This window comes from Pedobacter sp. JCM 36344 (assembly GCF_046546555.1).
In the GTDB taxonomy this organism is placed as follows: Bacteria; Bacteroidota; Bacteroidia; order Sphingobacteriales; family Sphingobacteriaceae; genus Pedobacter.
In genome coordinates this window covers 51,747-76,046 of the sequence record NZ_JBKHKK010000007.1, presented here as the reverse complement: position 1 = coordinate 76,046, position 24,300 = coordinate 51,747, and the positions used below count along the sequence as shown (strand labels likewise).

The window sequence follows — 24,300 nt, the reverse complement described above, 5'->3', positions numbered from 1 at the left end:
TACGAAAAATGCGAACCGAAATGCGTTTAAGTTCTTATTTTTGCAGCATGGCGGCAGACGAACAAAAAAATAATCCACTACATGGCAAAACTTTAGAGTTCATTTTAAAGCAGTTGGTCTGGAAATATGGCTGGGAGGAAATGGGTGCCTTGGTGAAGATAGATTGTTTCAACAACAACCCGACAATGAATTCAAGTTTAAAGTTTCTTAGGAAGACAGACTGGGCCAGGAAAAAAGTGGAGAAATTGTACCTGAATACTTTCCATTAAGAATCCGCAATAAATTTATGTTAACAGCTTGATTTATAAAATGTATTGTCTTACCTTTGCAGTCCCTTATTGAGGGGTAAAGTTTTTAAACATAAATAGAAAAACAAAAAAGAACAATGCCAACCATTCAGCAATTAGTTAGAAAAGGTAGAGTAGCACTGGAGTTCAAGAGTAAGTCTCCGGCGTTGGACAGTTGTCCACAGCGAAGAGGTGTATGTACACGTGTATATACTACTACCCCTAAAAAACCAAACTCAGCAATGCGTAAAGTTGCCCGTGTACGTTTAACCAATGGAAAAGAGGTGAATGCCTATATTCCTGGTGAAGGTCACAATTTACAGGAGCACTCAATCGTATTGATCCGTGGTGGTCGTGTTAAAGATTTACCAGGTGTACGTTATCACATCATTCGTGGAGCATTAGATACTTCAGGTGTTGCTGGTCGTAACCAACGTCGTTCCAAATACGGAACAAAACGTCCTAAGCCGGGACAAGTAGCTGCGGCTCCAGCAAAAGGTGGTAAGAAGAAGTAATTATTAGGAAAGAAAAATGAGAAAGTCAAAACCAAAAAAGAGAATTATCCTTCCTGATCCTAAGTTTAATGATGTTCAGGTAACGAGATTTGTAAACAATATGATGTACGATGGAAAGAAATCCATTGCTTATGATATTTTTTATGATGCAGTTGAGTTAGCCGAGAAAAAAGCTGGCGAAAGTGGCTTAGAAGTGTGGAAACGTGCTTTAATTAACGTAATGCCTGCAGTAGAAGTAAAATCACGCCGTGTTGGTGGTGCAAACTTCCAGGTGCCTACAGAAGTAAGACCAGACCGTAAAATTGCATTAGGCATGAAATGGTTAATTTCTTACGCTCGTAAACGTGGTGAAAAAACTATGAAAGAGAAATTAGCCGGTGAAATTGTTTCAGCAGCTAAAGGTGAAGGTGCAGCAGTTAAGAAAAAAGAAGATACGCATAAAATGGCTGAAGCCAACAAAGCGTTCTCTCATTTCCGTTTCTAATATTTGAAATTATAAAATGTCAAGAGATTTAAGATTTACTAGAAATATCGGGATTGCAGCTCACATTGATGCGGGTAAAACCACTACAACTGAGCGTATCCTTTATTATGCTGGTGTTAGTCACAAAATTGGTGAGGTTCACGAAGGTGCTGCAACGATGGACTGGATGGCACAAGAGCAGGAGCGTGGTATCACGATCACTTCTGCTGCTACAACAGTAGGATGGAAATATAGAGGTCAGGATTACCACATCAACATTATCGATACACCGGGACACGTAGATTTTACCGTAGAGGTAAATCGCTCGCTACGTGTATTGGATGGTTTGGTATTTTTGTTTTCAGCAGTTGATGGTGTTGAGCCACAATCTGAAACTAACTGGCGTTTAGCTAACAACTACAATGTTGCCCGTATTGGCTTCGTTAATAAAATGGACCGTTCAGGAGCAGATTTCTTGAAAGTTGTTGCGCAGGTAAAAAGCATGTTAGGTAGCAATGCAGTTCCATTGCAATTGCCTATAGGTGCTGAAGATAGCTTTACAGGTGTTGTTGATTTGATCAATAACCGTGGTATCGTTTGGAATGAGGAAGATAAAGGGATGACCTTTACAGAGGTTCCAATTCCGGAAGATATGGTCGATGAGGTTGCAGAGTGGAGAGAGAAGTTATTGGAATCTGTTGCAGATTACGATGAGTCTTTGATGGAGAAATTCTTCGATGATCCAAACTCAATCACTGAGCGTGAGATCTTAAACGCATTGCGTGCAGCTGTATTAGATGCTAAAATTGTACCAATGGTTTGTGGTTCATCTTTCAAAAATAAAGGTGTACAAACTATGCTTGACTATGTGATGGAATTATTGCCTTCACCAATGGATTCAGCGGGTATCGTTGGTACTCACCCTGATACAGGTGAAGAAGTTTTGCGTAAACCAGATGAAAAAGAGCCTTTTGCAGCTTTAGCTTTTAAAATTGCAACGGATCCTTTTGTTGGTCGTCTATGCTTTATCCGTGTTTACTCAGGTAACCTGGAAGCTGGATCATATATTTATAATGCCCGTTCTGAGAATAAGGAGCGTATTTCCCGCATCTTCCAAATGCACGCTAACAAGCAAAACCCAATTCCAAATGTTGGAGCAGGTGATATTGCAGCTGTCGTTGGATTTAAAGATATCAAAACTGGAGATACACTTTGTGAAGAGAAAAATCCAATTGTATTGGAGTCTATGAACTTCCCTGAGCCGGTTATTGGTTTAGCTATTGAGCCCAAAACTCAAGCTGATATTGATAAATTAGGTTTGGGATTGTCTAAACTTGCAGAGGAAGATCCTACATTTAGAGTTCAAACTGACGAGGAAACTGGTCAGACTGTAATCTCTGGTATGGGTGAGCTTCACCTGGACATCCTGATTGACCGTCTTAGACGTGAGTTTAAGGTCGAGGTAAACCAGGGAGCACCACAAGTTGCTTACAAAGAGGCGATCTTTGGAACAACTCAACACCGTGAAACGTATAAAAAGCAATCAGGTGGTCGTGGTAAATTCGCGGACATTCAGGTTGTGATTTCACCAATCGACCCAGACTACGAAAAGGGCGGTTTACAGTTTGTAAACGAAATTAGCGGTGGTTCAATTCCACGTGAATTTATCCCTTCGGTAGAAAAGGGATTTGCAGCAGCGATGGCTAACGGAGTATTGGCAGGTTATCCACTACCTGACATGAAAGTTCGCTTAATTGATGGTTCATTCCATGCAGTCGATTCAGATGCTCTGTCATTTGAACTTGCAGCTAGAATGGCTTACCGTGAAGCATTGCCTAAATGTAAACCGACATTGATGGAGCCAATCATGAAAATCGAGATTCTTACCCCTGAAGAAAATATGGGTGATGTTATCGGTGACATGAACCGTCGTCGTGGTCAGCTTTTAGGTATGGATACACGTGCGGGATCACAGGTAATTAAAGCAACTGTACCATTGTCTGAGATGTTTGGTTATGTAACTCAGTTACGTACGATCACTTCAGGCCGTGCAACTTCAACAATGGAATTTGACCATTATGAAGCTGCACCGAAAAACGTACAGGATGAAGTAATTGCTAAATCAAAAGGTAGAGTTAAATCTATAGATTAGTACGAATTAACTTAGCGGGTAGTTATTAATAGCTCTAACCACCTGCTTCATTTAAATAAATATCATGAGCCAAAGAATCAGAATCAAATTGAAATCTTACGATTATAACTTAGTAGATAAATCTGCTGAGAAAATTGTTAAGACAGTTAAACCTACGGGTGCAGTGGTAAGCGGACCAATTCCGTTGCCTACAGAAAAGAAGATCTTCACTGTTTTACGTTCACCACATGTGAACAAAAAAGCGCGTGAGCAGTTTCAGTTATGTGCATACAAACGTTTGTTAGACATTTATAGCTCGAACTCTAAAACAGTTGATGCGTTAATGAAACTTGAACTACCTAGCGGTGTTGAAGTTGAAATCAAAGTATAACTTTAGGGTTTAGGACGAAAAAGGCCTTTCAGAATTAAATTTCTGAAAGGCCTTTTTATTTTAGGGAATTTTGAGCTTTCCGTTTTAGCCTAACCTCCGTTTTTAAGATCGTCCATTTTGTTGCGCTCATCCTGTAGTTCTCTAGCAAGCTTTTTCTCTTTGTCGTTAGCTTTTACCTTATAAGCTTGGTATTCCTGAGAAATATCTTCGTACAATCCAGATCTATATCTTGCTTCCTGCACGCTCTTAGCAGAACGCATAAAGACAACTGTTAACAATAACGCCAGGACAATGATGATAGTCCATACAAAAAGATTGTAACTTGATTTTAAGAAGTCAATCCCCAAAAAGCTAATTTGATCCATTCTCGCGTTGGTTGCAGCTAGCGAGGATTCGGTTCCTGAAATCTCAGACTTTAGTCCAGACACTCCCTTTTCAAGACTTACTATTTTCTGTTGAGCAGTGGTAGAACGTGTCTTTTCGGTTTTGATGGTGTCTCTAACACTCTTCCAAAATTGTGTTAACCTTGAGGGATTGATAAGTATATAACCATTTAATGTTTTAGATTTTGATAGCATCAGCTCATATTGTCCTTTTAGACTTGGATCGGCAACAACGGAATCCCTGGACTTAGTCTGTGCCGTTAAATTTAGATTTAACAAGATCAGGGCTGTTAGGAAAAAGGTAATTCTTTTCATTAAGACAATTTTAGTTTTTTCGTGAATATATTGAAATTGTTACTCCTATTGTAACAATGGGAATTTAATTTTATTGTCTTTAAGTTCGAGATGGTATATTTGCAGCAATGTCTGTGTTGCTATTTACAATTGTTGTTTTGCTTGGTGCGTTCCTTGCAGGACTAGTTGGGTCCATGACAGGATTGGGTGGTGGGGTTATCATTATACCATTGCTTACACTCGTGCTGGGCGTGGACATTCATTACGCAATAGGCGCATCAATCATCTCCGTCATTGCAACATCATCTGGATCTGCAGCCGCATATGTCAAGGAGGGTATTACTAATATCAGATTAGGGATGTTTTTGGAGATTGCGACGACGATCAGTGCGATTTTCGGCGCGGTAATTACCGTGTATATTAATCCCTCTTATATCGCAATTGTATTTGGGATGATCCTATTGTTCTCTGCGGCGATGATGATTAGAAAAAAGGTGGACAGGTCCGACAATGATACTTCGGGCAAGATTGCCCTTTGGCTCCGGCTCAACGGCACGTATCCCGTAGACGGGAGTATTAAGAAGTATGCGGTTCATAATGTAGTAGGTGGCTTTATGATGATGTTTGTTGCAGGCATCATTTCGGGACTTCTTGGTATCGGTTCCGGTGCACTAAAAGTAATTGCGATGGACAATATCATGAGGATTCCTTTTAGGGTTTCCACAACCACTAGCAATTTTATGATGGGTGTAACTGCGGCAGCAAGTGCTGTTGTTTATTTTCACAGAGGGCAGATAGACCCGGGAATTGCAATGCCGGTAACCATTGGCGTATTGATAGGCTCTACGCTTGGTGCTAAGATTTTGCTGAGGACAAAACCAGATAAGCTTAAAGTTGTTTTTGCGGTAGTTGTGACTTTTCTCGCCTTGCAAATGATTTATAACGGAATGGCAGGAAGATTATGAAAAGGGACGGAAAGAATTTTTTTGCAGATAGGGATGTCCAGTTGATCCTTGGAACGTTATTACGTGTTGGTGTGATCACGTCTATGGCTGTAGTTTTTTTAGGGGGAGTAATTTACCTGATGTCTAGTCATGCAGACTTGGTTGATTACCGGGCGTTCGATGCCGGAAAATCGGGGATGTCTTCTATAGTGGCGATTTACCAGGGCGTTTTGCATATGGATGGGGCTGCCATCATTCAGTTTGGGACACTCTTATTGATTTTTACACCGGTTGCACGGGTAGTTTTTTCCATATTTAGCTTTCTGATCGAGCGAGACTATTTATATGTGGTGATTGGTTTATTGGTTTTGGTGGTAATATTGATAAGTTTGAGCAACAAGCTCGTTGGCTGAAACTAGTTTTAAATGATTGGCGTCCTGCCTAAAGAAATAAAATGCATTTATTTGAAAAAATAATGCGCTAACTATTTGAAGATTAAGATTTATTTCCTATTTTTGCCCTCCCTTAACGGGAATGTGTATCCACCTTGAACGAAGCCCTACTGCTTCGATGGGTGTTAAATTAAAAAAAGAAAATGTCAGGTATTATTGGAAAAAAAGTAGGAATGACCAGCATTTTCGACGCCGATGGAAAGAATATTCCATGTACGGTGATCGAAGCTGGGCCTTGTGTAGTAACGCAGGTGAAAACCGAAGAGAAGGATGGTTACGTTTCAGTTCAGCTGGGTTTCAGTGAAGCTAAAGAAAAGAACACCACTATGCCCTTAAGAGGGCACTTTGCGAAAGCAAACACTACACCAAAACGCAAATTGGTTGAATTCGAGCCATTTGAAGACACTTTAAGCTTAGGTGACACGGTAACAGTAAGCATCTTTAACGAAGGCGACTTTGTTGATGTTGTTGGTACGTCAAAGGGTAAAGGTTTCCAGGGTGTTGTAAAACGTCATGGATTTGCTGGTGTTGGTGGACAAACTCACGGACAGCACAACAGAATGCGTGCTCCAGGTTCACTGGGAGCTGCTTCATATCCTGCACGTGTATTTAAAGGCATGCGTATGGCTGGAAGAATGGGTGGAGACAGAGTTAAAGTTCAGAACTTGCAAGTTTTGAAGGTTTATGCTGATCAAAATCTGGTTGTAGTTAGTGGTTCTATACCAGGAGCCAAAGGTTCTTACGTAATCTTAGATAAGTAAGCAGATGGAAGTTAAAGTATTAAACATTTCAGGAAAAGAGACGGGTGCAACAGTGCAGCTTCCTGAGTCGGTTTTTGGCATTACGCCTGTTGACCACGCAATCTATTTAGATGTAAAGCAGTATTTGGCTAATCAACGTCAAGGTACTCATAAGTCTAAGCAACGTAATGAGATTGCTGGTTCAACCCGTAAATTATATAAACAAAAAGGTACCGGTGGTGCTCGTGCAGGAAGTATTAAATCTCCGTTGTTCAATGGTGGTGGCCGCGTTTTTGGTCCTCAACCTCGTGATTATAGTTTCAAATTGAACAAAAAGTTAAAGGTGTTGGCTCGTAAGTCTGCATTATCTTACAAAGCACAGGATTCAAATGTTGTTGTTTTAGAGGATTTCGCTTTTGATTCCATCAAAACTACAAATTACATCAATTTAGTTAGCGCGTTGAATCTAGCTGGCGAAAAGACATTGTTGGTTTTACCTTCACAAAATAACAATATCTATTTATCAAGTAGAAACATTCAGAAAGCGAAAGTGATCACTGCAGATCAGTTGAATACATATGATGTATTGAATTGCGGAAAACTTTTGTTAACTGCTGATTCTCTTAAAACATTGGAGGAGGCATTCGCCAAGTAATATGGAAATTTTAAGAAAACCAATTTTAACAGAAAAAGCTTCTGTATTGACTGAGAAGTCAAATCGCTTCACTTTCAGAGTTGAGCATAAAGCGAACAAACTGCAAATCAAAGCTGCTATTGAAAAAATGTACGGCGTTAACATTCTAGCGATCAACACGATGATTGTGACTGGAAAGGTTAAATCCAGAAACACTAAAGGCGGCCTGGTAACTGGACGTAGCCCGAAATACAAAAAGGCTATCGTTACCTTGAAAGCAGGTGAGACAATAGATTATTACGCGAACATTTAAGAATTGAATATTTATAAACTATGGGCTTAAGAAAATTTAAACCAGTCACTCCGGGAACCCGCTTTAGAGTAGGTGCCAGTTTTACGGAGATTACAGCAACCAAGCCCGAAAAATCATTGGTTGTATCTTCTAAGAAATCGGGAGGACGTAACAATACAGGAAAGATGACTATGCGCTACATGGGTGGTGGTCATAAAAAATCTTACCGTTTAATTGACTTTAAACGCGAGAAATTTGATATTCCTGCAACGGTAGCTACTGTTGAATACGATCCAAACCGTACAGCACGTATCGCATTGTTACATTATGCGGATGGTGAGAAGCGTTATATTATTGCACCGGAAGGATTGCAAGTAGGGCAAAAAGTAGTATCGGGTGATACAGCAACTCCAGAAGTTGGAAATACTTTGAAATTGAGCAATATCCCATTGGGATCTATTGTACACAACGTGGAGATTCATCCAGGTCGTGGTGCTCAGTTAGCACGTAGCGCGGGTGCTTATGCACAATTGGCTGCTCGTGACGGTAAATACGCAACATTGAAAATGCCTTCAGGTGAGACAAGATTAATCTTGACTACCTGTTTGGCTACGATAGGTGCTGTTTCCAATTCAGATCATGCAAATGAAGTATTAGGTAAAGCTGGTCGTAATCGTTGGTTAGGTCGTCGTCCAAGAACGCGTCCGGTAGCGATGAATCCTGTCGATCACCCAATGGGTGGTGGTGAGGGACGCTCATCAGGTGGTCAGCCAAGGTCAAGGAATGGTATGTATTCGAAAGGCTTCAAGACCCGTACACTTAAAAAATACTCAAATCGTTTCATCATAGAGAAAAGGAAGAAATAATGGCTCGTTCGATAAAAAAAGGACCTTATATTGACCATAACGTAGAGAAGAAAGTAGTCTCTATGAATGATTCAGGCAAGAAGTCTGTAATTAAAACTTGGTCTCGCAGATCAATGATCTCACCAGATTTTGTGGGTCATACATTTGCAGTACATAACGGTAATAAATTTATACCGGTATACGTAACAGAAAACATGGTTGGTCACAAGCTGGGAGAGTTTGCTCCAACCAGAACATTTAGGGGTCACTCTGAAAAAAGAAAATAATTAAGAGATGGAAGCAGTAGCGAAATTAAACAATTGTCCAACCTCACCACGTAAGATGCGTTTGGTTGTAGATCTTATCAGAGGTGAGCGTGTTGAGAAAGCTTTACATATTTTAAAGTTTACCAATAAAGATGCTGCAATAAGAGTTGAGAAACTTTTATTATCAGCTATCAAAAACTGGGAAACTAAAAATGAAGGTTCTCGCCCTGAAGAAAACCAATTATACGTGAAAACGATAATGGTAGGCGGTGGTCGTCAACTAAAAAGGCTTAGACCAGCACCTCAAGGACGTGGTTACAGAATACGTAAACGTTCAAACCACGTGACCTTGGTAGTAGATAGTAAAAACGTTGAAACTCAAACTAATTAACAGAAATGGGACAAAAAGCACATCCAATAGGAAACAGGTTAGGGATCATCAAAGGTTGGGATTCGAACTGGTTCGGTGGCAACAACTATGCTGATAAATTAGTTGAGGACGATAAAATAAGGAAATACCTTGCCGCACGTATCGCTAAAGGCGGTGTTGCGAAGGTTGTGATCGAGCGTACTTTAAAGCGCATCACGGTTACAATTCACACAGCACGTCCGGGTATTGTGATAGGTAAAGCAGGAGCTGAGGTTGACAAGATCAAAGAAGAGTTGAAGAAATTGACTAAAAAGGAAATTCAAATCAACATTTTCGAGATCAAACGTCCTGAGCTTGACGCACAATTAGTTGCAGAAGGTGTCGCCAAGCAATTAGAGGCAAGGATCTCTTTCCGTAGAGCAATGAAATCTACAATTGCATCAACCATGCGTATGGGTGCTGAAGGTATCAAAATCATGACCTCTGGTAGGCTAGGTGGTGCTGAGATGGCTCGTAGCGAACAGTATAAAGAAGGAAGAATTCCTTTGCATACTTTTCGTGCAGACATTGATTATGCATTAGCTGAAGCTCTAACTACTTATGGAAAAATAGGTGTTAAAGTTTGGATCTGTAAAGGTGAGGTTTACGGCAAGCGTGATCTTTCTCCAAACATCGGTGCTACGAGCAATGCTCCTGGTAAAGGTGGCAGACCAGAAGGTGCATTTGCTGGCGGCAGAGACAGAGACAACCGTGGCGGTGGTGGCGACAGAAGAAACGATAACCGCGGTGGTGGTAATCGTGGTGGAAGAGGGCCAGGTCAAGGAGGTCCCGGTCAAGGTGCTCCAGGTAGAGATAATAGAGGCGGAAACACTCCTAACAGAGGTCCTCGTAAATAATTAGTTAACAGATCGTTTAACGATAATATTAGAATAAAATGTTACAGCCAAAAAGAACGAAGTTCAGAAAGATGCAAAAAGGCAGAATGAAAGGTTTAGCAACTCGCGGTGCTGAATTGTCATTCGGGTCTTTCGGGATCAAATCTTTAGAGTCGACCTGGATCACTAGTCGTCAGATAGAGGCAGCCCGTATTGCGGTAACTCGTTTCATGAAACGTGAAGGCCAGGTCTGGATTAGAATTTTCCCGGACAAACCGGTAACTAAGAAACCAGCTGAGGTACGTATGGGTAAGGGTAAAGGTGCTCCGGAATACTGGGTAGCTGTTGTTAGACCCGGGCGTATTATTTTTGAAGCCGAAGGAGTTCCTTTAGAAGTTGCTAAGGAAGCGATGAGATTGGCCGCTCAAAAATTACCTATCCAAACAAAATTTGTAGTACGTAGAGATTACGTAGAGGCGTAAGCAAGTTGTGGGTTGAATGTTGTAAGTAACTTGTACTATAACCGCTAGACCCGCAACATAAAAATTAATAAAATGAAGAACTCAGAAATCACAGGGCTTTCAAAAGAAGAACTAGTAGTCAGGATTGCAGAAGAAAAGGAAAACTTGGTTAAGTTAAAATTTGCACATACAATTTCGGCTATAGAGAATCCTACCCGTATTAGAAAGGTAAGAAGAGATATCGCCCGATTAAACACTGAAGTGGCTAAGCGTAAAGCGGAGCCAGCTACTGAAACTAAATAACTTTAGAGTCGAAATGGAAAGACATTTAAGAAAAACAAGAAACGGGTTGGTGGTTAGCAACAAGATGGATAAATCGATTGTTGTGGCGGTAGAACGTAAAGTAAAACACCCGATCTATGGTAAGTTTGTTAAGAAAACTACCAAATTTATGGCTCATGACGAGAAAAACGATTGCGGTATTGGTGATACAGTACTGATCATGGAGACTCGTCCGCTGAGCAAGAACAAGAACTGGAGATTAGTGGAAATTTTAGAGAGGGCTAAATAACATGGTACAACAGGAATCAAGATTAAACGTAGCCGACAATAGCGGCGCAAAGGAAGTATTGGTTATCCGTGTACTTGGTGGTACTGGAAAGCGATACGCTTCTATTGGTGACAAAATTGTTGTTACCGTTAAAAGTGCAATCCCTTCTGGAAACATTAAGAAAGGAACCGTCTCTAAAGCAGTCGTTGTGAGAACGAAAAAAGAAATCAGACGTAAGGATGGCTCTTACATTCGTTTCGATGACAATGCAGCGGTATTATTAAATGCACAGGACGAGCCGCGTGGTACACGTATTTTTGGCCCGGTCGCAAGAGAGCTGCGTGAGAAACAATTCATGAAAATTGTGTCATTAGCGCCGGAGGTATTATAAAATGAAAAAAGAAACAACTACACCAAAAGTAAAAATCCGCAAAGGAGATTTAGTAAAGGTAATAGCCGGCGATTCGAAAGGTCAGCAAGGAAAAGTACTTTCAGTATTGATTACTAAAAGTAGGATTCTTATAGAAGGCGTTAACCTTGTGTCAAAACATACAAAACCAAATGCTGCTACTCCAAACGGAGGTATCATTAAAAAAGAAGCTGCTCTTCATATTTCTAATGTAGCATTAATTGATCCTAAATCGGGTGAAATTACACGCGTTGGCAGAAAGCTTAATGCTGATGGGAAATTAGTTAGGGTTAGTAAAAAATCAGGAGAGGAGATCAAATAATGGCTTACATACCAAGATTAAAGACTAAATATAAAGAGGAAATCGTAACTGCACTTAAAGATAAGTTCAATTACAAAAGCGTAATGCAAGTTCCTAAATTAGAGAAGATAGCTATCAACCAAGGCGTTGGACGTTTCTCTGTAACTGACAAAAAGATTATGGACAGCTCTATTTTAGAGATGAGTACCATTTCTGGTCAGCAAGCTGTTGGAGCAAAATCTAAAAAAGATATCTCAAACTTCAAATTACGTAAAGGAATGCCTGTAGGTGTACGTGTAACTTTGCGTGACAATAACATGTATGAGTTTTTAGATCGTTTAATTTCCGTAGCTTTACCACGTATTCGCGATTTCAAAGGTATCAACGATAAGGGTTTTGATGGAAAAGGTAATTATACCTTAGGGGTTACTGAGCAGATCATTTTCCCTGAGATCAATATTGATAAAATCAGTAAGATTTTAGGAATGGATATTACTTTTGTAACAACAGCTAATAGTGATGTTGAAGCATTAGAACTTTTAAAACAATTTGGATTACCGTTTAAAAATCAAAAAACAGATCAATAATGGCAAAAGAAGGTGTAAAAGCTCGCGAAATTAAGCGCCAAAAATTGGTAGCTAAGTATGCTGACAAACGTGCAGAACTTAAGGCTGCTGGTGATTATGAAGGATTAGATAAGTTACCAAAAAACTCGTCTGCAGTACGTTTACACAACCGTTGTAAAATTACCGGACGTCCTCGTGGTTACATGCGTACTTTCGGTATATCAAGGGTATTGTTCCGTGATATGGCTCTGGCAGGGAAAATTCCTGGAGTGAGAAAGGCAAGCTGGTAGTACGGCTTCCTTTTGCTTAAATTAATTTAAGCATAGAATTAAATTTTCACCGATGGCAGGTCGTCCCGAATAATTAGGAAGGAAACCACTATCACAATTATATAATAATGAATACAGATCCAATAGCAGATTATCTTACAAGAGTAAGAAATGCCATAAAGGCAAATCACAGAATTGTAGAGATTCCTGCATCAAACCTTAAAAAGGAAATTACTAAAGTACTTTTCGATAAAGGTTACATTTCTAACTACAAATTTGAGGATACGACAACTCAAGGAATCATCAAAATAGCTTTGAAATATAACGCTATAACAAAAATTCCTGCGATTCGTACGTTAACACGTATTAGCAAACCAGGTTTAAGGCAATATGCCGGCGTTGATAATATGCCAAGAGTATTAAATGGTTTAGGTATTGCAATTTTATCTACATCTAAAGGTGTGATGACTGATAAGGAAGCTGCCAGACTAAACATTGGTGGCGAAGTTTTGTGTCACGTTTATTAATTAAAGGAGGATAACAAAATGTCAAGAATAGGAAAAGCCCCAATTAATGTTCCTGCCGGTGTAACCATTACAGTATCTAATGATAATGTAGTTACAGTTAAAGGACCAAAAGGAGAACTTACTCAAGCAGTAGATTCAGATATAACAATCAGTCAGGAAGACGGTATAATTACAGTTCAACGTCCAACAGAGCAGAAAAGACACAAGGCGTTACATGGTCTGTACCGCTCTTTGTTAAATAATATGGTTATAGGTGTAACAGAAGGTTATAAAATACAACAAGAATTAGTAGGTGTGGGTTACCGTGCTACGAACACAGGTAATACACTTGATCTTGTTTTGGGATATTCTCACCATTATGTATTCCAATTACCAACAGAGATAAAAGTAACTACAACTTCTGAAAAAGGTCAGACTCCTAAAATTATTTTGGAGAGTATTGATAAGCAGTTGATTGGCCAGGTAGCGGCGAAGATTCGTTCATTACGAGCACCAGAGCCATATAAAGGTAAGGGTATTAAGTTTGTAGGTGAAGTGTTAAGAAGAAAAGCGGGTAAATCAGCTTCTAAAAAATAAGTATCATGGCAGGGAAAAAATTATCTCGTAGAGATCGTATAAAAAAAGGAATCAGAAAAAGATTGACAGGTTCCGAAAGCCGTCCACGTTTATCGGTGTATAGAAGTAATAAAGGTATTTATGCTCAAATCATTAATGACGTAACCGGTAGTACAATTGCATCGGCATCTTCTTTATCTAAAGACTTTACAGGCACTGGAAACAAATCTGAGCAATCAGTAGCTGTAGGTAAATTGGTTGCTGAGAAAGCAATTGCAGCTGGTGTTAAAGAAGTTGTTTTCGATAGAAATGGCTACTTATACCACGGACGTGTTAAATCGTTAGCAGAAGGTGCTCGCGAAGCTGGTTTAGTATTTTAATCGGAAAATAGGATAAGAATGTCAACTATCAATATAAAAAGAGTTAAGACTAGCGAGATCGAATTGAAAGATCGTTTAGTTAGCATACAACGTGTAGCCAAAGTAACCAAAGGTGGTCGTACATTCAGCTTCTCAGCAATCGTTGTTGTTGGAGATGAAAACGGAATTGTAGGTTACGGTTTAGGTAAAGCGAAAGAGGTTACTGAAGCAATTGCAAAAGGCATTGATGATGCTAAAAAGAATTTGGTTAAAGTGCCATTGTTAAATGGTACTGTTCCTCATGAGCAAATTGGTAAATTTTCAGGTGGTTTCGTATTAATCAAGCCTGCAGCTGTAGGTACCGGTGTAATCGCTGGGGGTGCAATGCGTGCCGTGTTAGAGAGTGCTGGAGTACACAATGTTCTTGCAAAATCAAAAGGTTCATCAAATCCTCACAACGTGGTAAAAGCAACTGTAGATGCGCTAACAAAAATGCGCGATGCCTACACAGTAGCTCAGCATCGTGGTGTAGATTTAAACAAAGTTTTTAACGGATAATATCATGGCTAAGATCAAAATAACGCAGATAAAGAGTATCATTGATAGAAGCGAGCGTCAAAAAAGAACTATGCAAGCTTTAGGTTTAAATAAAATGAACCAAAGCGTAGAAGTTGAAGCGAACGCTGCCATTATTGGTATGGTTAGAAAGGTGAATCACTTGATAGCTATCGAAAGTTTATAATTATTAGGGGTTGCAAATTTCAGTTATATAACTAGATTTGCAACCCTCATATATGTTTAACCGTTGACCCTGATTAGTGAAAGCGAAGGGCAACAAAATAAGTTTCAAAAATGAACTTAAGTAATCTAAAACCTGCAAAAGGTTCTACTAAAAATAGTAAGAGAATTGGTCGTGGTACCGGTTCAGGTCGTGGTGGTACTTCAACACGTGGTCATAAGGGTGCTGGATCTCGTTCAGGCCATAAAACCAAAATTGGTTTTGAAGGTGGTCAAATGCCTTTACAACGTCGCGTACCCAAGGTAGGTTTCAAGCCTATCAACCGCGTGGAGTATGTTGGTGTTAACCTTGATGTTTTGCAAGAATTGGCGGAACGTTTCGAATTGACCAGCATTGATTTCAGTGTTTTGCAAGAACATGGTTTAGCATCTAAAAATGACTTGGTGAAGATCTTAGGTCGTGGTGAGGTTAAATCTAAATTAGAAGTTAAGGCACATGCTTTTTCTGCTACTGCATCAAAGGCTATTGAGGCTGTTGGAGGCTCAATCGAAAAATTGTAATTAATGAAGAAGCTGTTTACTACTTTAAGTAACATTTGGAAAATCCAGGAATTGAAGGAGCGGATATTATTTACGCTCATCATTCTTTTGATTTATAGATTTGTATCACACGTGGTCTTGCCAGGTGTTGATGCATCACTTTTAGGTGACAATTCAAAGTCAGGTCTTTTAGGCTTACTGGATATGTTCGCTGGGGGATCCTTCTCTCGTGTTTCAATCCTTGCTTTGGGTGTTATGCCTTATATCTCAGCATCAATTGTAGTTCAGCTCTTAGGAATTGCTGTTCCTTCGTTCCAGAAAATGCAGAAGGAAGGCGAAAGCGGCAGGAAGAAGCTGAATCAAATTACCCGTTACCTGACGGTAGCAATTACTGCAGTGCAGGCCGCTGGTTATGCCAAGACTCAGGTTCCACAGGAAGCCATCATTATTGATCATACCTTATTCCTTGTTTTATCAACATTCGTTTTGTCTGCTGGAACTCTGTTTGTGATGTGGTTAGGCGAGAAGATTACAGATAAAGGTATTGGAAATGGGATTTCATTGATCATTATGGTTGGTATCATTGCTCGTCTGCCGATTGCTTTGCAGCAAGAGATCAGCTCGCGATTTGTTGGTGACGGTGGGCTCATTGCCTTGGTTGTCGAAATCGTAGCTTTATTTGCTGTTGTGATGTTCACGATTATGATCGTACAAGGTGTCCGTAAGGTTCCTGTCCAATACGCTAAAAGAATTGTAGGCAATAGACAATTTGGTGGTGTTAGACAATACATTCCGCTTAAAGTGAATGCTGCAGGTGTAATGCCAATCATTTTTGCTCAGGCGTTAATGTTTATACCTGCTGCCCTGACTGGTTTTTTTCCGTCGCTGCAAAACACATGGTTAACTCAATTTAGTGATTACACTTCATTGGCTTACAGTTTAACGTTTGCATTCCTTATCATTGCATTTACATTTTTCTATACAGCGATAACAGTTAATCCGACACAGATGTCTGATGACATGAAAAAGAATGGGGGTTTTATTCCAGGTATTAAACCAGGACTGGCAACTTCCAGTTTTATAGATGATGTCATTTCTAAGATTACGCTTCCAGGAGCAGTATTTCTAGCTATAATAGCAATTTTGCCGTCATTTGCTGTTATGTTCGGTATTAAATCAGAATTTGCACATTTTTATGGAGGAACATCATTGTTGATTCTTGTTGGCGTTGTATTAGATACACTTCAACAAATCGAGAGTTATTTGTTGATGCGTCATTATGATGGATTGATGAAAACAGGCAGAGTTACGGGAAGAACAGGGATACCTGCAGCTGCAGGTAGCAATGCAGTGATTTAGTCAAATAAATGTCCAAAATCTATTATAAGTCTTTAGAGGAGATTGAGCTGATCAGAGAAAGTTCCCTGTTGGTCTCTAAGACGCTGGCTCAAGTAGCTAAGATTATCAGACCTGGTATAACTACAAAAAGTCTCGATGATCTTGCTTATACGTTTATCAGTGATCATGGCGCAATCCCAGCATTTTTGAATTATAATGGGTTTCCTAATTCACTGTGTATATCTCCAAATGATCAGGTTGTTCATGGATTCCCTAATGAATATATTATTAAGGAGGGTGATTTGATCTCTGTAGATTGTGGTGTTATTAAGAATAATTATTTTGGTGATTCTGCATATACTTTTGCTATAGGGGAAATCAGTCTGGAAAAGCAAAAGCTAGTTGAGGTAACAAAGCGATGTTTGGTGTTGGCGATTGAAAAAGCCGTTGTTGGCTTCAGAATTGGAGATATAGGTTTTGCGGTGCAAGACTACGCTGAAAAAAATGGGTTTGGAGTGGTTAAGGAGCTCGTAGGCCATGGGGTAGGAATTAAGCTTCACGAGAGTCCAGAGGTTCCAAATTACGGTAAACGAGGTATTGGGATCAAATTAGAGGAAGGAATGGTAATTGCCATTGAACCAATGATTAATGCTGGGGTTGCCGGGATTAGGTTTTGGTCTGATGGATGGACAGTAACTAGCAAGGATAATAAGCCGTCCGCTCATTTTGAGCATACTGTAGCAGTAAAAAAGGGACAGGCGGATGTTTTATCAACCTTTTCATTAATAGAAGAAGTTTTAAATAAAAAAGACTAGAATATTAATTTTTTTATTTAATTTTGCAACCCTGTTTGACAACAGCTAAATAAGTAAATATCAATATTATATGGCTAAACAAGCCTCAATTGAACAAGACGGTGTAATAAAAGAAGCCTTATCAAATGCGATGTTCCGGGTAGAGCTGGAGAATGGACATGAGATAATTGCACATATTTCAGGAAAGATGAGGATGCACTATATCAAGATTCTTCCTGGAGATAAAGTTAAATTAGAGATGTCGCCTTACGATTTATCAAAAGGCAGGATTACTTATAGATACAAATAAAATGAAAGTTAGGTCGTCAATTAAAAAACGTAGCGCGGATTGTAAGATTATTCGTCGTAAGGGTAAACTTTACGTTATCAACAAGAAAAACCCTAAGTACAAGCAACGTCAAGGTTAAGAAATTATTGAAGGATGATTGGATTGAATGTATAGGTTACTCAATCTGTCGTTTGTTCAAGTAATCAAACATTTAGTACAAATATGGCAAGGATATCAGGTATTGATTTACCAAGAAACAAAAGAGGCGAAATTGGATTAACCTACATCTTCGGAATAGGTAGATCAACTGCACAGCGTATATTGACTGAGGCAGGTATCGATTTAAGCAAGAAAGTACAAGACTGGTCAGATGATGAATTGTCTGCAATCCGTACTATTATTAACGATGGCGTAAAAGTAGAAGGTGCTTTACGTTCAGAGGTTCAGTTGAACATCAAACGTTTGATGGACATCGGTTGTTATCGTGGTTTACGTCACAGAAAAGGTTTGCCTGTTCGTGGTCAACGTACTAAGAATAATTCTCGTACACGTAAAGGAAAGAGAAAAACAGTTGCAAACAAGAAAAAAGCTACTAAATAAAATTAGTACCCAATAATAATTATGGCTAAGAGTAAAAAAGTTACCAAAAAACGTATTGTTGTTATTGAGCCTGTTGGCCAGGCACACATCAATGCTACTTTTAACAATATCATTGTTACTTTAACAAATAACAACGGTCAAACTATTTCATGGTCTTCTGCAGGTAAAATGGGTTTTAAGGGTTCTAAAAAGAACACGCCATATGCAGCTGGACAAGCAGCATCTGACTGTGGTAAAGTAGCATTTGATTTAGGTCTGCGTAAAGTAGAGGTTTTTGTTAAAGGTCCAGGTTCAGGTCGTGAGTCTGCAATTAGAACATTGCAAGTTTCGGGTATTGAAGTAACCTCGATCAAAGATATTACCCCGCTTCCACACAATGGATGTCGTCCTCCTAAGAAGAGAAGAGTTTAATTTATAATTTTTAAAGCTAAGAGTCTGTAGCTATAGGTTGCATGATACTTTAAAACAAAAAGCAATGGCAAGATACACAGGACCAAAATCCAAAATCGCGCGTAAATTCAGAGAGCCTATTTTCGGCCCTGACAAAGTATTAGACAGAAAAAACTATCCTCCTGGGCAACATGGTGCTTCAAAAAGAAGGGGAAAGCAATCTGAATATTCAGTACAGTTAATGGAGAAACAGAAAGTTAAGTATACTTATGGTGTATTAGAGCGTCAGTTCCGTAACCTCTTTACCAAAGCGTCTTCACGTGAAGGTATTACTGGAGATAACCTACTACAATTATTAGAAGCCCGTTTGGATAATACGGTATATAGATTGGGTATTGCTACGACCCGTTCAGCTGCTCGTCAGTTAGTTAGCCATAAACACGTAACAGTTAATGGTGAAGTAGTTAATATTCCATCATACCAATTAAAGGCAGGTGATGTTGTTGCAGTTCGTGAGAAATCAAGAACTCTTGAAGCAATTACTTACTCGGTAGCAGGAAGAGTAATCAATAAATTCAATTGGTTAGACTGGAATGCAAGTGAGTTAACTGGAACGTTCCTTACTTATCCAAATCGCGATGAGATACCGGAGAATATCAAAGAGAACTTGATCATAGAGTTGTACTCTAAATAAAATACAGAGTTAATTGCCTTAAGGGCAATTGATTTTTTTGCGTTACATAATTTAATAACGATCTAAAAACATTATAAATGGCAATTTTAGCATTTCAGAAACCCGATAAGGTGATCATGCAGAAATCAACGGATTTCGATGGTATATTTGAATTTCGTCCGTTAGAGCCCGGTTTCGGTGTAACAATTGGTAATGCACTAAGAAGGATATTGCTTTCTTCATTAGAAGGTTATGCAATTACAAGTATTCGCTTTTCTGGTGTATCTCATGAGTTTTCTACCATGAAAGGTGTTGTTGAAGATTTAACTGAAATCATTCTTAATTTGAAACAAGTTCGTTTTAAGAAAGTAGGTGATACTGGTGATACAGAAAAAGTTTTTATCGTGGTAAACGGACAAGATCAGTTTACTGCGGGTGACATCACCAAGTTCTCTACTAATTTTGAAGTTCTTAATCCAGATTTTGTTATCTGCAATATGGAGAAATCAGTGACCTTGGAGGTAGAATTGTCTATCAATAAGGGGCGTGGATATGTTCCGGCCGAAGAGAATAAAGTTAATGATGCAGTAGTTGGAGTAATCGCGATCGACTCTATTTTCACTCCAATGAAAAACGTAAAATACACTATTGAAAACTATCGTGTTGAACAAAAAACAGATTACGAAAAGTTGATTCTTGATATCTCAACGGATGGATCTATCCACCCTGAAGAGGCGTTAAAAGAAGCTGCCAAAATCTTGATTCAACATTTTATGTTGTTCTCTGATGAGAATCTAGTATTGGAATCTCAAGCTAAAGAAGAAACTAAAGAAGTTGATGAAGAAATACTGCACATGCGTAAGATCTTAAAAACAGAATTGGTTGATTTAGATCTGTCTGTACGTGCATTAAACTGTCTTAAAGCGGCTGATATTCGTACTCTTGCTGATTTAGTTTCTTATGATGTTGCTGATATGTTAAAATTCAGAAACTTCGGTAAGAAATCTTTAACTGAAATTCAAGAGCTTGTAAAATCAAAAAGCTTAACATTTGGAATGAACTTATCTAAGTTCAAACTAGATGAAGAATAACAAATAACAAATTTTAAATAGTGCATAATTCCCTCAGATTAATTTCTATGAGACGGTATGCATTGAATAAACTAAAAAATGAGACACGGTAAAAAAAACAATCACTTAGGAAGAACAGATTCACATCGTAAGGCGATGTTGGCTAACATGGCTTCATCTTTAATTAAACACAAGAGAATCTCCACTACGTTAGCAAAAGCTAAAGCTTTACGTATGTATGTTGAGCCTTTAATTACAAAATCTAAAAATGATACTACGCACTCTCGTCGTATTGTATTTGGATACTTACAAGATAAAGAAACTGTTACTGAACTTTTCCGTGATATTGCTACTAAGGTTGCAAATCGTCCGGGTGGTTACACCAGGATTATTAAATTGAACAATCGTCTAGGTGATAATGCAGAGATGGCTTTGATCGAACTTGTTGATTATAATGAGGTTTACGGTAAAGAAGCTGAAGGTGCAGAGAAGAAAATAACTCGTCGCGGAAGAAGCAAAACAAAAAAGGCTGATGCTCCCAAGGAAGCTGTTGTAGTAGCTGAAGATAAGGTTGAAGAGACTACGGTAGCAGAAGAAACTCCTGCAACTGAAGAATCTAAAGAAGATAAAGGCGAATAGTCCCTTTATTAATTTTATTAAAAGCCCGGTTCGAACAGAGCCGGGCTTTTTTATTTACTAATGAACAATTTTTATGTCAAGCCAGGCCACTCTAGATCAGCTTAAGGAAGTGTTATTTGCTGTCATCTCTGATAACAAACTTATTAAGGTTACCTTAGGGAACTATCAGGGAAATGATAAACTATTGAAGAACATTTATGTGCGGAAAGTGAAGATCAAAAGGGCTGACAAGCTTTCTTTTACTTACCGATATAGTACGCGGGATGTTTTCAAAAATCTTGATATATCTGAGGGGATTCAATTGATTGCAAATCTCGCCAGTTACGACTTCAAGGTATGTAATGTGTTTTGTACAGATAGAGAGGTTTATGTTGAACATAATAACAAGGGCATTGTGGTACTGCGACAAAAGAATAAGCAGGTAGTTATCGAGCCATCACTATCGCATGATAAGGCGAAGGCAAGGGTGATAAAGCCAGCTGTTGAAAGGAAATATCTTAATGCATTACAGATTACAGATGCTGTAGGCAAAGTTTATAAGAATTCACAAGATAAATACCGCCAAATAAATCATTACATCGATATTTTAGCGCCTCTGATAAATGAATTACCAGCTGAAAAGACAAAGAATGTAGTCGATATGGGCTCAGGAAAGGGGTACCTCACCTTTGCATTGTATGATTATCTACGGAATATCCTGGGCTTTGATGCGAAAGTTACTGGCGTAGAGTACAGGGAAGACCTCGTCCTATTTTGTAACGAAGTGGCTGTCGATTCTAATTTCGATAACCTTACGTTTTCTCAAGGCACAATTCAGGATTTTAATGACGATGATTTCAATATACTAATTGCACTTCATGCTTGCGATACCGCTACAGATGATGCTATTTTTAAAGGCATAAAAGCGGATGCTGATCTCATCGTAGTTGCTCCTTGTTGCCACAAGCAAATTCGAAGAGAAATTGAAAAGTCGAAGGGTGCTGAGCAACTTATTTTTCTAACGAAAAATGGTGTTTTTTTGGAACGCCAGGCAGAAATGGTTACGGATGGCTTAAGGGCTCTAATTCTACAGTATGCTGGTTACAAGACAAAGCTCATGGAATTTGTGTCTGATGTTCATACGCCAAAAAATGTCATGATCGTTGCTACAAGGGTTTACCCGAAGCCGCATCAAGACAAAATGTTAAAGGAAATTCAGGAAGCTATGAATTTCTTTGGTATTGAGCATCATCATTTGGCTGACTTAATGGGCATTTAGGTATGTCTTAATTTCTGTCAAGCTGTCACCATTTTTTTTCTATTTCGGACATCCGTGTTAATGACAACTTAAAATTAACAGTATTTTCTGCCAAAACTCTATTGGCACATTGCTTGTTAAGTGAATGTAAATACAAGATTTTATAACAAATAGAGATAAATAACATGTCAAAAATTATTGGTATAGACTTAGGAACTACAAACTCTTGCGTAGCCGTAATGGAAGGTAACGAACCTGTAGTTATAGCCAACAGTGAGGGTAAACGTACAACACCATCAATTGTTGCTTTTACAGAGAACGGAGAGCGCAAGGTGGGAGAGCCTGCTAAACGTCAGGCAATCACTAATCCAACAAAAACAATTTCATCGATCAAACGCTTCATGGGAAGCAGCTTTGCTGAAGTATCAAAGGAAGCAGGTCGTGTTCCTTACAAGGTTGTAAAGGGCGATAACAATACACCACGTGTTGAGATTGATGATCGTAAATATACTCCTCAGGAGCTTTCTGCTATGATCTTGCAAAAGATGAAAAAAACTGCAGAAGACTTTTTGGGCCACGAAGTAACAGAAGCTGTTATTACAGTTCCTGCATATTTTAACGATGCGCAACGTCAGGCTACTAAAGAAGCTGGTGAAATTGCTGGTTTAACTGTTAAGCGTATCATCAACGAACCTACTGCTGCAGCCCTTGCTTATGGCTTGGATAAAGCACACAAAGACATGAAAATTGTTGTTTTTGACTGTGGTGGTGGTACACATGACGTGTCTGTATTGGAGCTTGGTGATGGTGTATTCGAAGTAAAATCTACAGACGGTGATACTCACTTAGGAGGTGATGACTTTGACCATATTATTATTGAATGGTTGGCTTCTGAGTTTAAAGAAGAGAATGGTATGGACCTCAATAAGGATCCTATGGCGTTACAACGTTTGAAGGAAGCCGCTGAGAAAGCAAAAATTGAACTTTCAAGCACAACATCAACTGAGATCAACCTTCCATACATTACTGCTGATGCTACTGGCCCAAAACACTTAGTAAGAACCTTGAGCCGTGCTAAATTTGAGCAATTGGCTGCTGATCTAATTAAACGTACCATTGATCCATGTAAATCAGCATTGAAAAATGCTGGTTTAAAAACTAGCGACATTGATGAGATTATTCTTGTAGGTGGATCTACTCGTATTCCTGCCATTCAGGATGCAGTAAAAGCATTCTTCGGTAAAGAGCCATCTAAAGGTGTAAATCCTGATGAAGTTGTAGCTATCGGCGCCGCAATACAAGGCGGTGTATTGACTGGAGAGGTTAAAGACGTACTTTTATTGGATGTTACTCCACTTTCATTAGGTATTGAAACAATGGGTGGTGTTATGACTAAATTAATTGAGTCGAACACGACTATTCCTTCTAAAAAGGCGGAAACTTTCTCGACTGCTGCTGACAACCAGCCTTCAGTAGAAATTCATATTCTACAAGGTGAGCGTCCTATGGCTGCTCAGAATCGCACAATTGGTCGTTTTATTCTAGATGGCATTCCACCATCTCCACGAGGCGTTCCTCAAGTAGAAGTCGCCTTCGACATCGATGCTAATGGTATTTTGCACGTAAGTGCAAAAGACAAAGCTACTGGTAAAGAGCAGAAGATCCGTATTGAGGCTTCATCTGGTTTAACTGATGAAGAGATCAAAAGGATGAAAGAAGAAGCAGAGCAAAATGCTGATGCTGATAAAGCAGCAAAGGAAGAAGCTGAGAAAATCAATAGTGCTGACGCTTTAATTTTCTCAACTGAGAAACAATTGAAAGAGTTTGGCGATAAAATCTCTGCTGATAAAAAGGCTCCAATTGAAGAAGGATTGAAAAAGCTCAAAGATGCTCATGCTAGTAGAAATTTCGCTGGTATTGATACTGCACAAGAAGAGTTGCAAACTGCATGGAATGCTGCTTCTGAAGATATGTACAAAGCTGGTCAGGAAGACGGTGGCCATCCTGAAGGTTCTGCTCCTCAAAGTGAAGGTGGACAATCTAATGGCGGCGACAATGTTACTGATGTTGATTTCGAAGAAGTTAAAGATGACAGCAAATAGTCTTTAATTAT

At 39.1% G+C, this 24,300-nt stretch carries 39 protein-coding genes; 38 read left to right on the top strand and 1 reads right to left on the bottom strand.

The features are described 5' to 3' along the window. Positions 1-47 precede the first annotated feature (47 nt). The 5 genes from ACHFIZ_RS08580 (at position 48) to rpsJ (ending at position 3,787) form a co-directional block, all read left to right on the top strand. Positions 48-269: a VF530 family DNA-binding protein gene (locus ACHFIZ_RS08580; RefSeq protein WP_410884825.1), complete on the top strand. Its 222-nt coding sequence runs from the start codon at positions 48-50 to the stop codon at positions 267-269. A 116-nt stretch (positions 270-385) separates the two neighbouring features. Continuing rightward, positions 386-802: a 30S ribosomal protein S12 gene (gene rpsL / locus ACHFIZ_RS08575; protein WP_410884823.1), complete on the top strand. Its 417-nt coding sequence runs from the start codon at positions 386-388 to the stop codon at positions 800-802. Between the two features lie 16 nt (positions 803-818). Further along, entirely contained in the window at positions 819-1,286 is a 468-nt protein-coding gene (rpsG, locus tag ACHFIZ_RS08570; protein ID WP_410884821.1) for a 30S ribosomal protein S7, read from the top strand. Positions 1,287-1,302: 16 nt separating this feature from the next. Further along, entirely contained in the window at positions 1,303-3,417 is a 2,115-nt protein-coding gene (gene fusA / locus ACHFIZ_RS08565; RefSeq protein ID WP_410884819.1) for an elongation factor G, read from the top strand. Positions 3,418-3,481: 64 nt separating this feature from the next. Continuing rightward, positions 3,482-3,787, top strand: a complete 306-nt coding sequence (rpsJ, locus tag ACHFIZ_RS08560) for a 30S ribosomal protein S10 (protein WP_008244591.1) — start codon at positions 3,482-3,484, stop codon at positions 3,785-3,787. 89 nt (positions 3,788-3,876) lie between these two features. On the opposite strand, the gene ACHFIZ_RS08555 is transcribed toward rpsJ, so the two are convergent. Then, a complete protein-coding gene (locus ACHFIZ_RS08555) occupies positions 3,877-4,485 on the bottom strand; it encodes a hypothetical protein (protein WP_410884816.1) in 609 nt (202 codons plus the stop codon). A gap of 107 nt (positions 4,486-4,592) precedes the next feature. Here ACHFIZ_RS08555 and ACHFIZ_RS08550 point away from each other — a divergent pair, with 107 nt between their 5' ends. The 33 genes from ACHFIZ_RS08550 (at position 4,593) to dnaK (ending at position 24,289) form a co-directional block, all read left to right on the top strand. Then, positions 4,593-5,429: a sulfite exporter TauE/SafE family protein gene (locus tag ACHFIZ_RS08550; protein ID WP_410884814.1), complete on the top strand. Its 837-nt coding sequence runs from the start codon at positions 4,593-4,595 to the stop codon at positions 5,427-5,429. Further along, positions 5,426-5,821: a DUF1634 domain-containing protein gene (locus ACHFIZ_RS08545; RefSeq protein WP_410884812.1), complete on the top strand. Its 396-nt coding sequence runs from the start codon at positions 5,426-5,428 to the stop codon at positions 5,819-5,821. The genes ACHFIZ_RS08550 and ACHFIZ_RS08545 overlap by 4 nt, the downstream gene beginning before the upstream one ends. Positions 5,822-6,003: 182 nt before the next feature. Further along, positions 6,004-6,621: a 50S ribosomal protein L3 gene (gene rplC / locus ACHFIZ_RS08540; protein ID WP_410884810.1), complete on the top strand. Its 618-nt coding sequence runs from the start codon at positions 6,004-6,006 to the stop codon at positions 6,619-6,621. 4 nt (positions 6,622-6,625) lie between these two features. Next, positions 6,626-7,255: a 50S ribosomal protein L4 gene (gene rplD / locus ACHFIZ_RS08535; RefSeq protein ID WP_410884808.1), complete on the top strand. Its 630-nt coding sequence runs from the start codon at positions 6,626-6,628 to the stop codon at positions 7,253-7,255. A 1-nt stretch (position 7,256) separates the two neighbouring features. Next, positions 7,257-7,547: a 50S ribosomal protein L23 gene (gene rplW / locus ACHFIZ_RS08530; protein ID WP_410884806.1), complete on the top strand. Its 291-nt coding sequence runs from the start codon at positions 7,257-7,259 to the stop codon at positions 7,545-7,547. A 20-nt stretch (positions 7,548-7,567) separates the two neighbouring features. After that, entirely contained in the window at positions 7,568-8,392 is an 825-nt protein-coding gene (gene rplB, locus ACHFIZ_RS08525; protein WP_410884804.1) for a 50S ribosomal protein L2, read from the top strand. Continuing rightward, positions 8,392-8,658 carry a 30S ribosomal protein S19 gene (rpsS, locus tag ACHFIZ_RS08520; RefSeq protein ID WP_136843375.1) on the top strand — a complete coding sequence of 89 codons (267 nt, stop codon included), beginning with the start codon at positions 8,392-8,394 and terminating at the stop codon, positions 8,656-8,658. Before rplB ends, rpsS begins: the two co-directional genes overlap by 1 nt. Positions 8,659-8,665: 7 nt before the next feature. Then, positions 8,666-9,028: a 50S ribosomal protein L22 gene (gene rplV / locus ACHFIZ_RS08515; protein WP_055130479.1), complete on the top strand. Its 363-nt coding sequence runs from the start codon at positions 8,666-8,668 to the stop codon at positions 9,026-9,028. 5 nt (positions 9,029-9,033) lie between these two features. Then, positions 9,034-9,903 (top strand): 30S ribosomal protein S3, encoded by an 870-nt coding sequence (gene rpsC, locus ACHFIZ_RS08510; RefSeq protein ID WP_410884801.1) that lies wholly within the window; start codon positions 9,034-9,036, stop codon positions 9,901-9,903. A 38-nt stretch (positions 9,904-9,941) separates the two neighbouring features. Beyond that, a complete protein-coding gene (gene rplP, locus ACHFIZ_RS08505; protein WP_048907441.1) occupies positions 9,942-10,364 on the top strand; it encodes a 50S ribosomal protein L16 in 423 nt (140 codons plus the stop codon). Between the two features lie 72 nt (positions 10,365-10,436). Next, entirely contained in the window at positions 10,437-10,646 is a 210-nt protein-coding gene (gene rpmC / locus ACHFIZ_RS08500) for a 50S ribosomal protein L29 (RefSeq protein WP_410884799.1), read from the top strand. A gap of 13 nt (positions 10,647-10,659) precedes the next feature. Further along, positions 10,660-10,914, top strand: coding sequence for a 30S ribosomal protein S17 (gene rpsQ / locus ACHFIZ_RS08495; protein ID WP_410884797.1), 255 nt, complete (start codon positions 10,660-10,662; stop codon positions 10,912-10,914). A gap of 1 nt (position 10,915) precedes the next feature. Next, positions 10,916-11,284: a 50S ribosomal protein L14 gene (rplN, locus tag ACHFIZ_RS08490; protein WP_410884795.1), complete on the top strand. Its 369-nt coding sequence runs from the start codon at positions 10,916-10,918 to the stop codon at positions 11,282-11,284. A 1-nt stretch (position 11,285) separates the two neighbouring features. Further along, positions 11,286-11,624 (top strand): 50S ribosomal protein L24, encoded by a 339-nt coding sequence (rplX, locus tag ACHFIZ_RS08485; protein WP_410884793.1) that lies wholly within the window; start codon positions 11,286-11,288, stop codon positions 11,622-11,624. After that, positions 11,624-12,190 (top strand): 50S ribosomal protein L5, encoded by a 567-nt coding sequence (gene rplE, locus ACHFIZ_RS08480; protein WP_410884791.1) that lies wholly within the window; start codon positions 11,624-11,626, stop codon positions 12,188-12,190. Before rplX ends, rplE begins: the two co-directional genes overlap by 1 nt. Then, on the top strand, positions 12,190-12,459 hold the full coding sequence (gene rpsN, locus ACHFIZ_RS08475) for a 30S ribosomal protein S14 (RefSeq protein WP_316746151.1): 270 nt from the start codon (positions 12,190-12,192) through the stop codon (positions 12,457-12,459). The genes rplE and rpsN overlap by 1 nt, the downstream gene beginning before the upstream one ends. A 104-nt stretch (positions 12,460-12,563) precedes the next feature. Continuing rightward, a complete protein-coding gene (gene rpsH / locus ACHFIZ_RS08470) occupies positions 12,564-12,965 on the top strand; it encodes a 30S ribosomal protein S8 (protein WP_410885036.1) in 402 nt (133 codons plus the stop codon). An 18-nt stretch (positions 12,966-12,983) separates the two neighbouring features. Further along, entirely contained in the window at positions 12,984-13,541 is a 558-nt protein-coding gene (gene rplF, locus ACHFIZ_RS08465) for a 50S ribosomal protein L6 (RefSeq protein WP_410884789.1), read from the top strand. A 5-nt stretch (positions 13,542-13,546) separates the two neighbouring features. Then, the gene (gene rplR, locus ACHFIZ_RS08460) at positions 13,547-13,900 is read left to right on the top strand and encodes a 50S ribosomal protein L18 (RefSeq protein ID WP_410884787.1); all 354 of its coding nucleotides are present in this window, start codon (positions 13,547-13,549) and stop codon (positions 13,898-13,900) included. 18 nt (positions 13,901-13,918) lie between these two features. Beyond that, entirely contained in the window at positions 13,919-14,437 is a 519-nt protein-coding gene (gene rpsE, locus ACHFIZ_RS08455) for a 30S ribosomal protein S5 (RefSeq protein WP_108554172.1), read from the top strand. Positions 14,438-14,441: 4 nt separating this feature from the next. Beyond that, complete coding sequence (rpmD, locus tag ACHFIZ_RS08450) at positions 14,442-14,621, top strand: 50S ribosomal protein L30 (RefSeq protein ID WP_410884784.1); 180 nt, start codon at positions 14,442-14,444, stop codon at positions 14,619-14,621. 110 nt (positions 14,622-14,731) lie between these two features. Beyond that, positions 14,732-15,178 carry a 50S ribosomal protein L15 gene (gene rplO / locus ACHFIZ_RS08445; protein ID WP_410884782.1) on the top strand — a complete coding sequence of 149 codons (447 nt, stop codon included), beginning with the start codon at positions 14,732-14,734 and terminating at the stop codon, positions 15,176-15,178. A gap of 3 nt (positions 15,179-15,181) precedes the next feature. Next, positions 15,182-16,516: a preprotein translocase subunit SecY gene (gene secY, locus ACHFIZ_RS08440; RefSeq protein WP_410884780.1), complete on the top strand. Its 1,335-nt coding sequence runs from the start codon at positions 15,182-15,184 to the stop codon at positions 16,514-16,516. A gap of 8 nt (positions 16,517-16,524) precedes the next feature. Then, positions 16,525-17,310 (top strand): type I methionyl aminopeptidase, encoded by a 786-nt coding sequence (map, locus tag ACHFIZ_RS08435; protein ID WP_410884778.1) that lies wholly within the window; start codon positions 16,525-16,527, stop codon positions 17,308-17,310. A gap of 70 nt (positions 17,311-17,380) precedes the next feature. Next, complete coding sequence (infA, locus tag ACHFIZ_RS08430) at positions 17,381-17,599, top strand: translation initiation factor IF-1 (RefSeq protein WP_048907428.1); 219 nt, start codon at positions 17,381-17,383, stop codon at positions 17,597-17,599. A gap of 1 nt (position 17,600) precedes the next feature. Beyond that, positions 17,601-17,717, top strand: coding sequence for a 50S ribosomal protein L36 (gene rpmJ, locus ACHFIZ_RS08425; protein ID WP_010599887.1), 117 nt, complete (start codon positions 17,601-17,603; stop codon positions 17,715-17,717). Between the two features lie 83 nt (positions 17,718-17,800). Next, a complete protein-coding gene (rpsM, locus tag ACHFIZ_RS08420) occupies positions 17,801-18,178 on the top strand; it encodes a 30S ribosomal protein S13 (RefSeq protein WP_048907427.1) in 378 nt (125 codons plus the stop codon). Between the two features lie 21 nt (positions 18,179-18,199). Continuing rightward, entirely contained in the window at positions 18,200-18,589 is a 390-nt protein-coding gene (rpsK, locus tag ACHFIZ_RS08415; RefSeq protein WP_048907426.1) for a 30S ribosomal protein S11, read from the top strand. 64 nt (positions 18,590-18,653) lie between these two features. Next, positions 18,654-19,262: a 30S ribosomal protein S4 gene (gene rpsD / locus ACHFIZ_RS08410; RefSeq protein ID WP_410884775.1), complete on the top strand. Its 609-nt coding sequence runs from the start codon at positions 18,654-18,656 to the stop codon at positions 19,260-19,262. Positions 19,263-19,339: 77 nt separating this feature from the next. Then, positions 19,340-20,332, top strand: a complete 993-nt coding sequence (locus tag ACHFIZ_RS08405) for a DNA-directed RNA polymerase subunit alpha (protein WP_410884773.1) — start codon at positions 19,340-19,342, stop codon at positions 20,330-20,332. Between the two features lie 78 nt (positions 20,333-20,410). Then, the gene (gene rplQ, locus ACHFIZ_RS08400; protein ID WP_410884771.1) at positions 20,411-20,950 is read left to right on the top strand and encodes a 50S ribosomal protein L17; all 540 of its coding nucleotides are present in this window, start codon (positions 20,411-20,413) and stop codon (positions 20,948-20,950) included. A gap of 73 nt (positions 20,951-21,023) precedes the next feature. Then, positions 21,024-22,208: a class I SAM-dependent methyltransferase gene (locus ACHFIZ_RS08395; protein WP_410884769.1), complete on the top strand. Its 1,185-nt coding sequence runs from the start codon at positions 21,024-21,026 to the stop codon at positions 22,206-22,208. 164 nt (positions 22,209-22,372) lie between these two features. Continuing rightward, a complete protein-coding gene (gene dnaK / locus ACHFIZ_RS08390; RefSeq protein WP_410884767.1) occupies positions 22,373-24,289 on the top strand; it encodes a molecular chaperone DnaK in 1,917 nt (638 codons plus the stop codon). Positions 24,290-24,300 lie beyond the last annotated feature (11 nt).

Excerpts from the sequence above, each read along its gene's own strand:
- infA (WP_048907428.1), top strand. The coding sequence starts at position 17,381 with ATGGCTAAACAAGCCTCAATTGAACAAGACGGTGTAATAAAAGAAGCC.
- ACHFIZ_RS08405 (WP_410884773.1), top strand. The coding sequence starts at position 19,340 with ATGGCAATTTTAGCATTTCAGAAACCCGATAAGGTGATCATGCAGAAA.
- rpsC (WP_410884801.1), top strand. The coding sequence starts at position 9,034 with ATGGGACAAAAAGCACATCCAATAGGAAACAGGTTAGGGATCATCAAA.
- ACHFIZ_RS08580 (WP_410884825.1), top strand. The coding sequence starts at position 48 with ATGGCGGCAGACGAACAAAAAAATAATCCACTACATGGCAAAACTTTA.
- rplW (WP_410884806.1), top strand. The coding sequence starts at position 7,257 with ATGGAAATTTTAAGAAAACCAATTTTAACAGAAAAAGCTTCTGTATTG.
- rpsK (WP_048907426.1), top strand. The coding sequence starts at position 18,200 with ATGGCTAAGAGTAAAAAAGTTACCAAAAAACGTATTGTTGTTATTGAG.
- rplO (WP_410884782.1), top strand. The coding sequence starts at position 14,732 with ATGAACTTAAGTAATCTAAAACCTGCAAAAGGTTCTACTAAAAATAGT.
- rpmJ (WP_010599887.1), top strand. The coding sequence starts at position 17,601 with ATGAAAGTTAGGTCGTCAATTAAAAAACGTAGCGCGGATTGTAAGATT.
- rpsG (WP_410884821.1), top strand. The coding sequence starts at position 819 with ATGAGAAAGTCAAAACCAAAAAAGAGAATTATCCTTCCTGATCCTAAG.
- dnaK (WP_410884767.1), top strand. The coding sequence starts at position 22,373 with ATGTCAAAAATTATTGGTATAGACTTAGGAACTACAAACTCTTGCGTA.
- rplR (WP_410884787.1), top strand. The coding sequence starts at position 13,547 with ATGGCAGGGAAAAAATTATCTCGTAGAGATCGTATAAAAAAAGGAATC.
- rplN (WP_410884795.1), top strand. The coding sequence starts at position 10,916 with ATGGTACAACAGGAATCAAGATTAAACGTAGCCGACAATAGCGGCGCA.
- rpsM (WP_048907427.1), top strand. The coding sequence starts at position 17,801 with ATGGCAAGGATATCAGGTATTGATTTACCAAGAAACAAAAGAGGCGAA.
- rplE (WP_410884791.1), top strand. The coding sequence starts at position 11,624 with ATGGCTTACATACCAAGATTAAAGACTAAATATAAAGAGGAAATCGTA.
- ACHFIZ_RS08555 (WP_410884816.1), bottom strand. The coding sequence starts at position 4,485 with ATGAAAAGAATTACCTTTTTCCTAACAGCCCTGATCTTGTTAAATCTA.
- rpmC (WP_410884799.1), top strand. The coding sequence starts at position 10,437 with ATGAAGAACTCAGAAATCACAGGGCTTTCAAAAGAAGAACTAGTAGTC.
- rplF (WP_410884789.1), top strand. The coding sequence starts at position 12,984 with ATGTCAAGAATAGGAAAAGCCCCAATTAATGTTCCTGCCGGTGTAACC.
- rplQ (WP_410884771.1), top strand. The coding sequence starts at position 20,411 with ATGAGACACGGTAAAAAAAACAATCACTTAGGAAGAACAGATTCACAT.
- rpsN (WP_316746151.1), top strand. The coding sequence starts at position 12,190 with ATGGCAAAAGAAGGTGTAAAAGCTCGCGAAATTAAGCGCCAAAAATTG.
- rpsS (WP_136843375.1), top strand. The coding sequence starts at position 8,392 with ATGGCTCGTTCGATAAAAAAAGGACCTTATATTGACCATAACGTAGAG.
- fusA (WP_410884819.1), top strand. The coding sequence starts at position 1,303 with ATGTCAAGAGATTTAAGATTTACTAGAAATATCGGGATTGCAGCTCAC.
- rplX (WP_410884793.1), top strand. The coding sequence starts at position 11,286 with ATGAAAAAAGAAACAACTACACCAAAAGTAAAAATCCGCAAAGGAGAT.
- ACHFIZ_RS08395 (WP_410884769.1), top strand. The coding sequence starts at position 21,024 with ATGTCAAGCCAGGCCACTCTAGATCAGCTTAAGGAAGTGTTATTTGCT.
- rplC (WP_410884810.1), top strand. The coding sequence starts at position 6,004 with ATGTCAGGTATTATTGGAAAAAAAGTAGGAATGACCAGCATTTTCGAC.
- rpsL (WP_410884823.1), top strand. The coding sequence starts at position 386 with ATGCCAACCATTCAGCAATTAGTTAGAAAAGGTAGAGTAGCACTGGAG.
- ACHFIZ_RS08545 (WP_410884812.1), top strand. The coding sequence starts at position 5,426 with ATGAAAAGGGACGGAAAGAATTTTTTTGCAGATAGGGATGTCCAGTTG.
- rpsE (WP_108554172.1), top strand. The coding sequence starts at position 13,919 with ATGTCAACTATCAATATAAAAAGAGTTAAGACTAGCGAGATCGAATTG.
- rplV (WP_055130479.1), top strand. The coding sequence starts at position 8,666 with ATGGAAGCAGTAGCGAAATTAAACAATTGTCCAACCTCACCACGTAAG.
- rpmD (WP_410884784.1), top strand. The coding sequence starts at position 14,442 with ATGGCTAAGATCAAAATAACGCAGATAAAGAGTATCATTGATAGAAGC.
- secY (WP_410884780.1), top strand. The coding sequence starts at position 15,182 with ATGAAGAAGCTGTTTACTACTTTAAGTAACATTTGGAAAATCCAGGAA.
- rplP (WP_048907441.1), top strand. The coding sequence starts at position 9,942 with ATGTTACAGCCAAAAAGAACGAAGTTCAGAAAGATGCAAAAAGGCAGA.
- rpsD (WP_410884775.1), top strand. The coding sequence starts at position 18,654 with ATGGCAAGATACACAGGACCAAAATCCAAAATCGCGCGTAAATTCAGA.
- rplD (WP_410884808.1), top strand. The coding sequence starts at position 6,626 with ATGGAAGTTAAAGTATTAAACATTTCAGGAAAAGAGACGGGTGCAACA.
- ACHFIZ_RS08550 (WP_410884814.1), top strand. The coding sequence starts at position 4,593 with ATGTCTGTGTTGCTATTTACAATTGTTGTTTTGCTTGGTGCGTTCCTT.
- map (WP_410884778.1), top strand. The coding sequence starts at position 16,525 with ATGTCCAAAATCTATTATAAGTCTTTAGAGGAGATTGAGCTGATCAGA.
- rpsJ (WP_008244591.1), top strand. The coding sequence starts at position 3,482 with ATGAGCCAAAGAATCAGAATCAAATTGAAATCTTACGATTATAACTTA.
- rplB (WP_410884804.1), top strand. The coding sequence starts at position 7,568 with ATGGGCTTAAGAAAATTTAAACCAGTCACTCCGGGAACCCGCTTTAGA.
- rpsQ (WP_410884797.1), top strand. The coding sequence starts at position 10,660 with ATGGAAAGACATTTAAGAAAAACAAGAAACGGGTTGGTGGTTAGCAAC.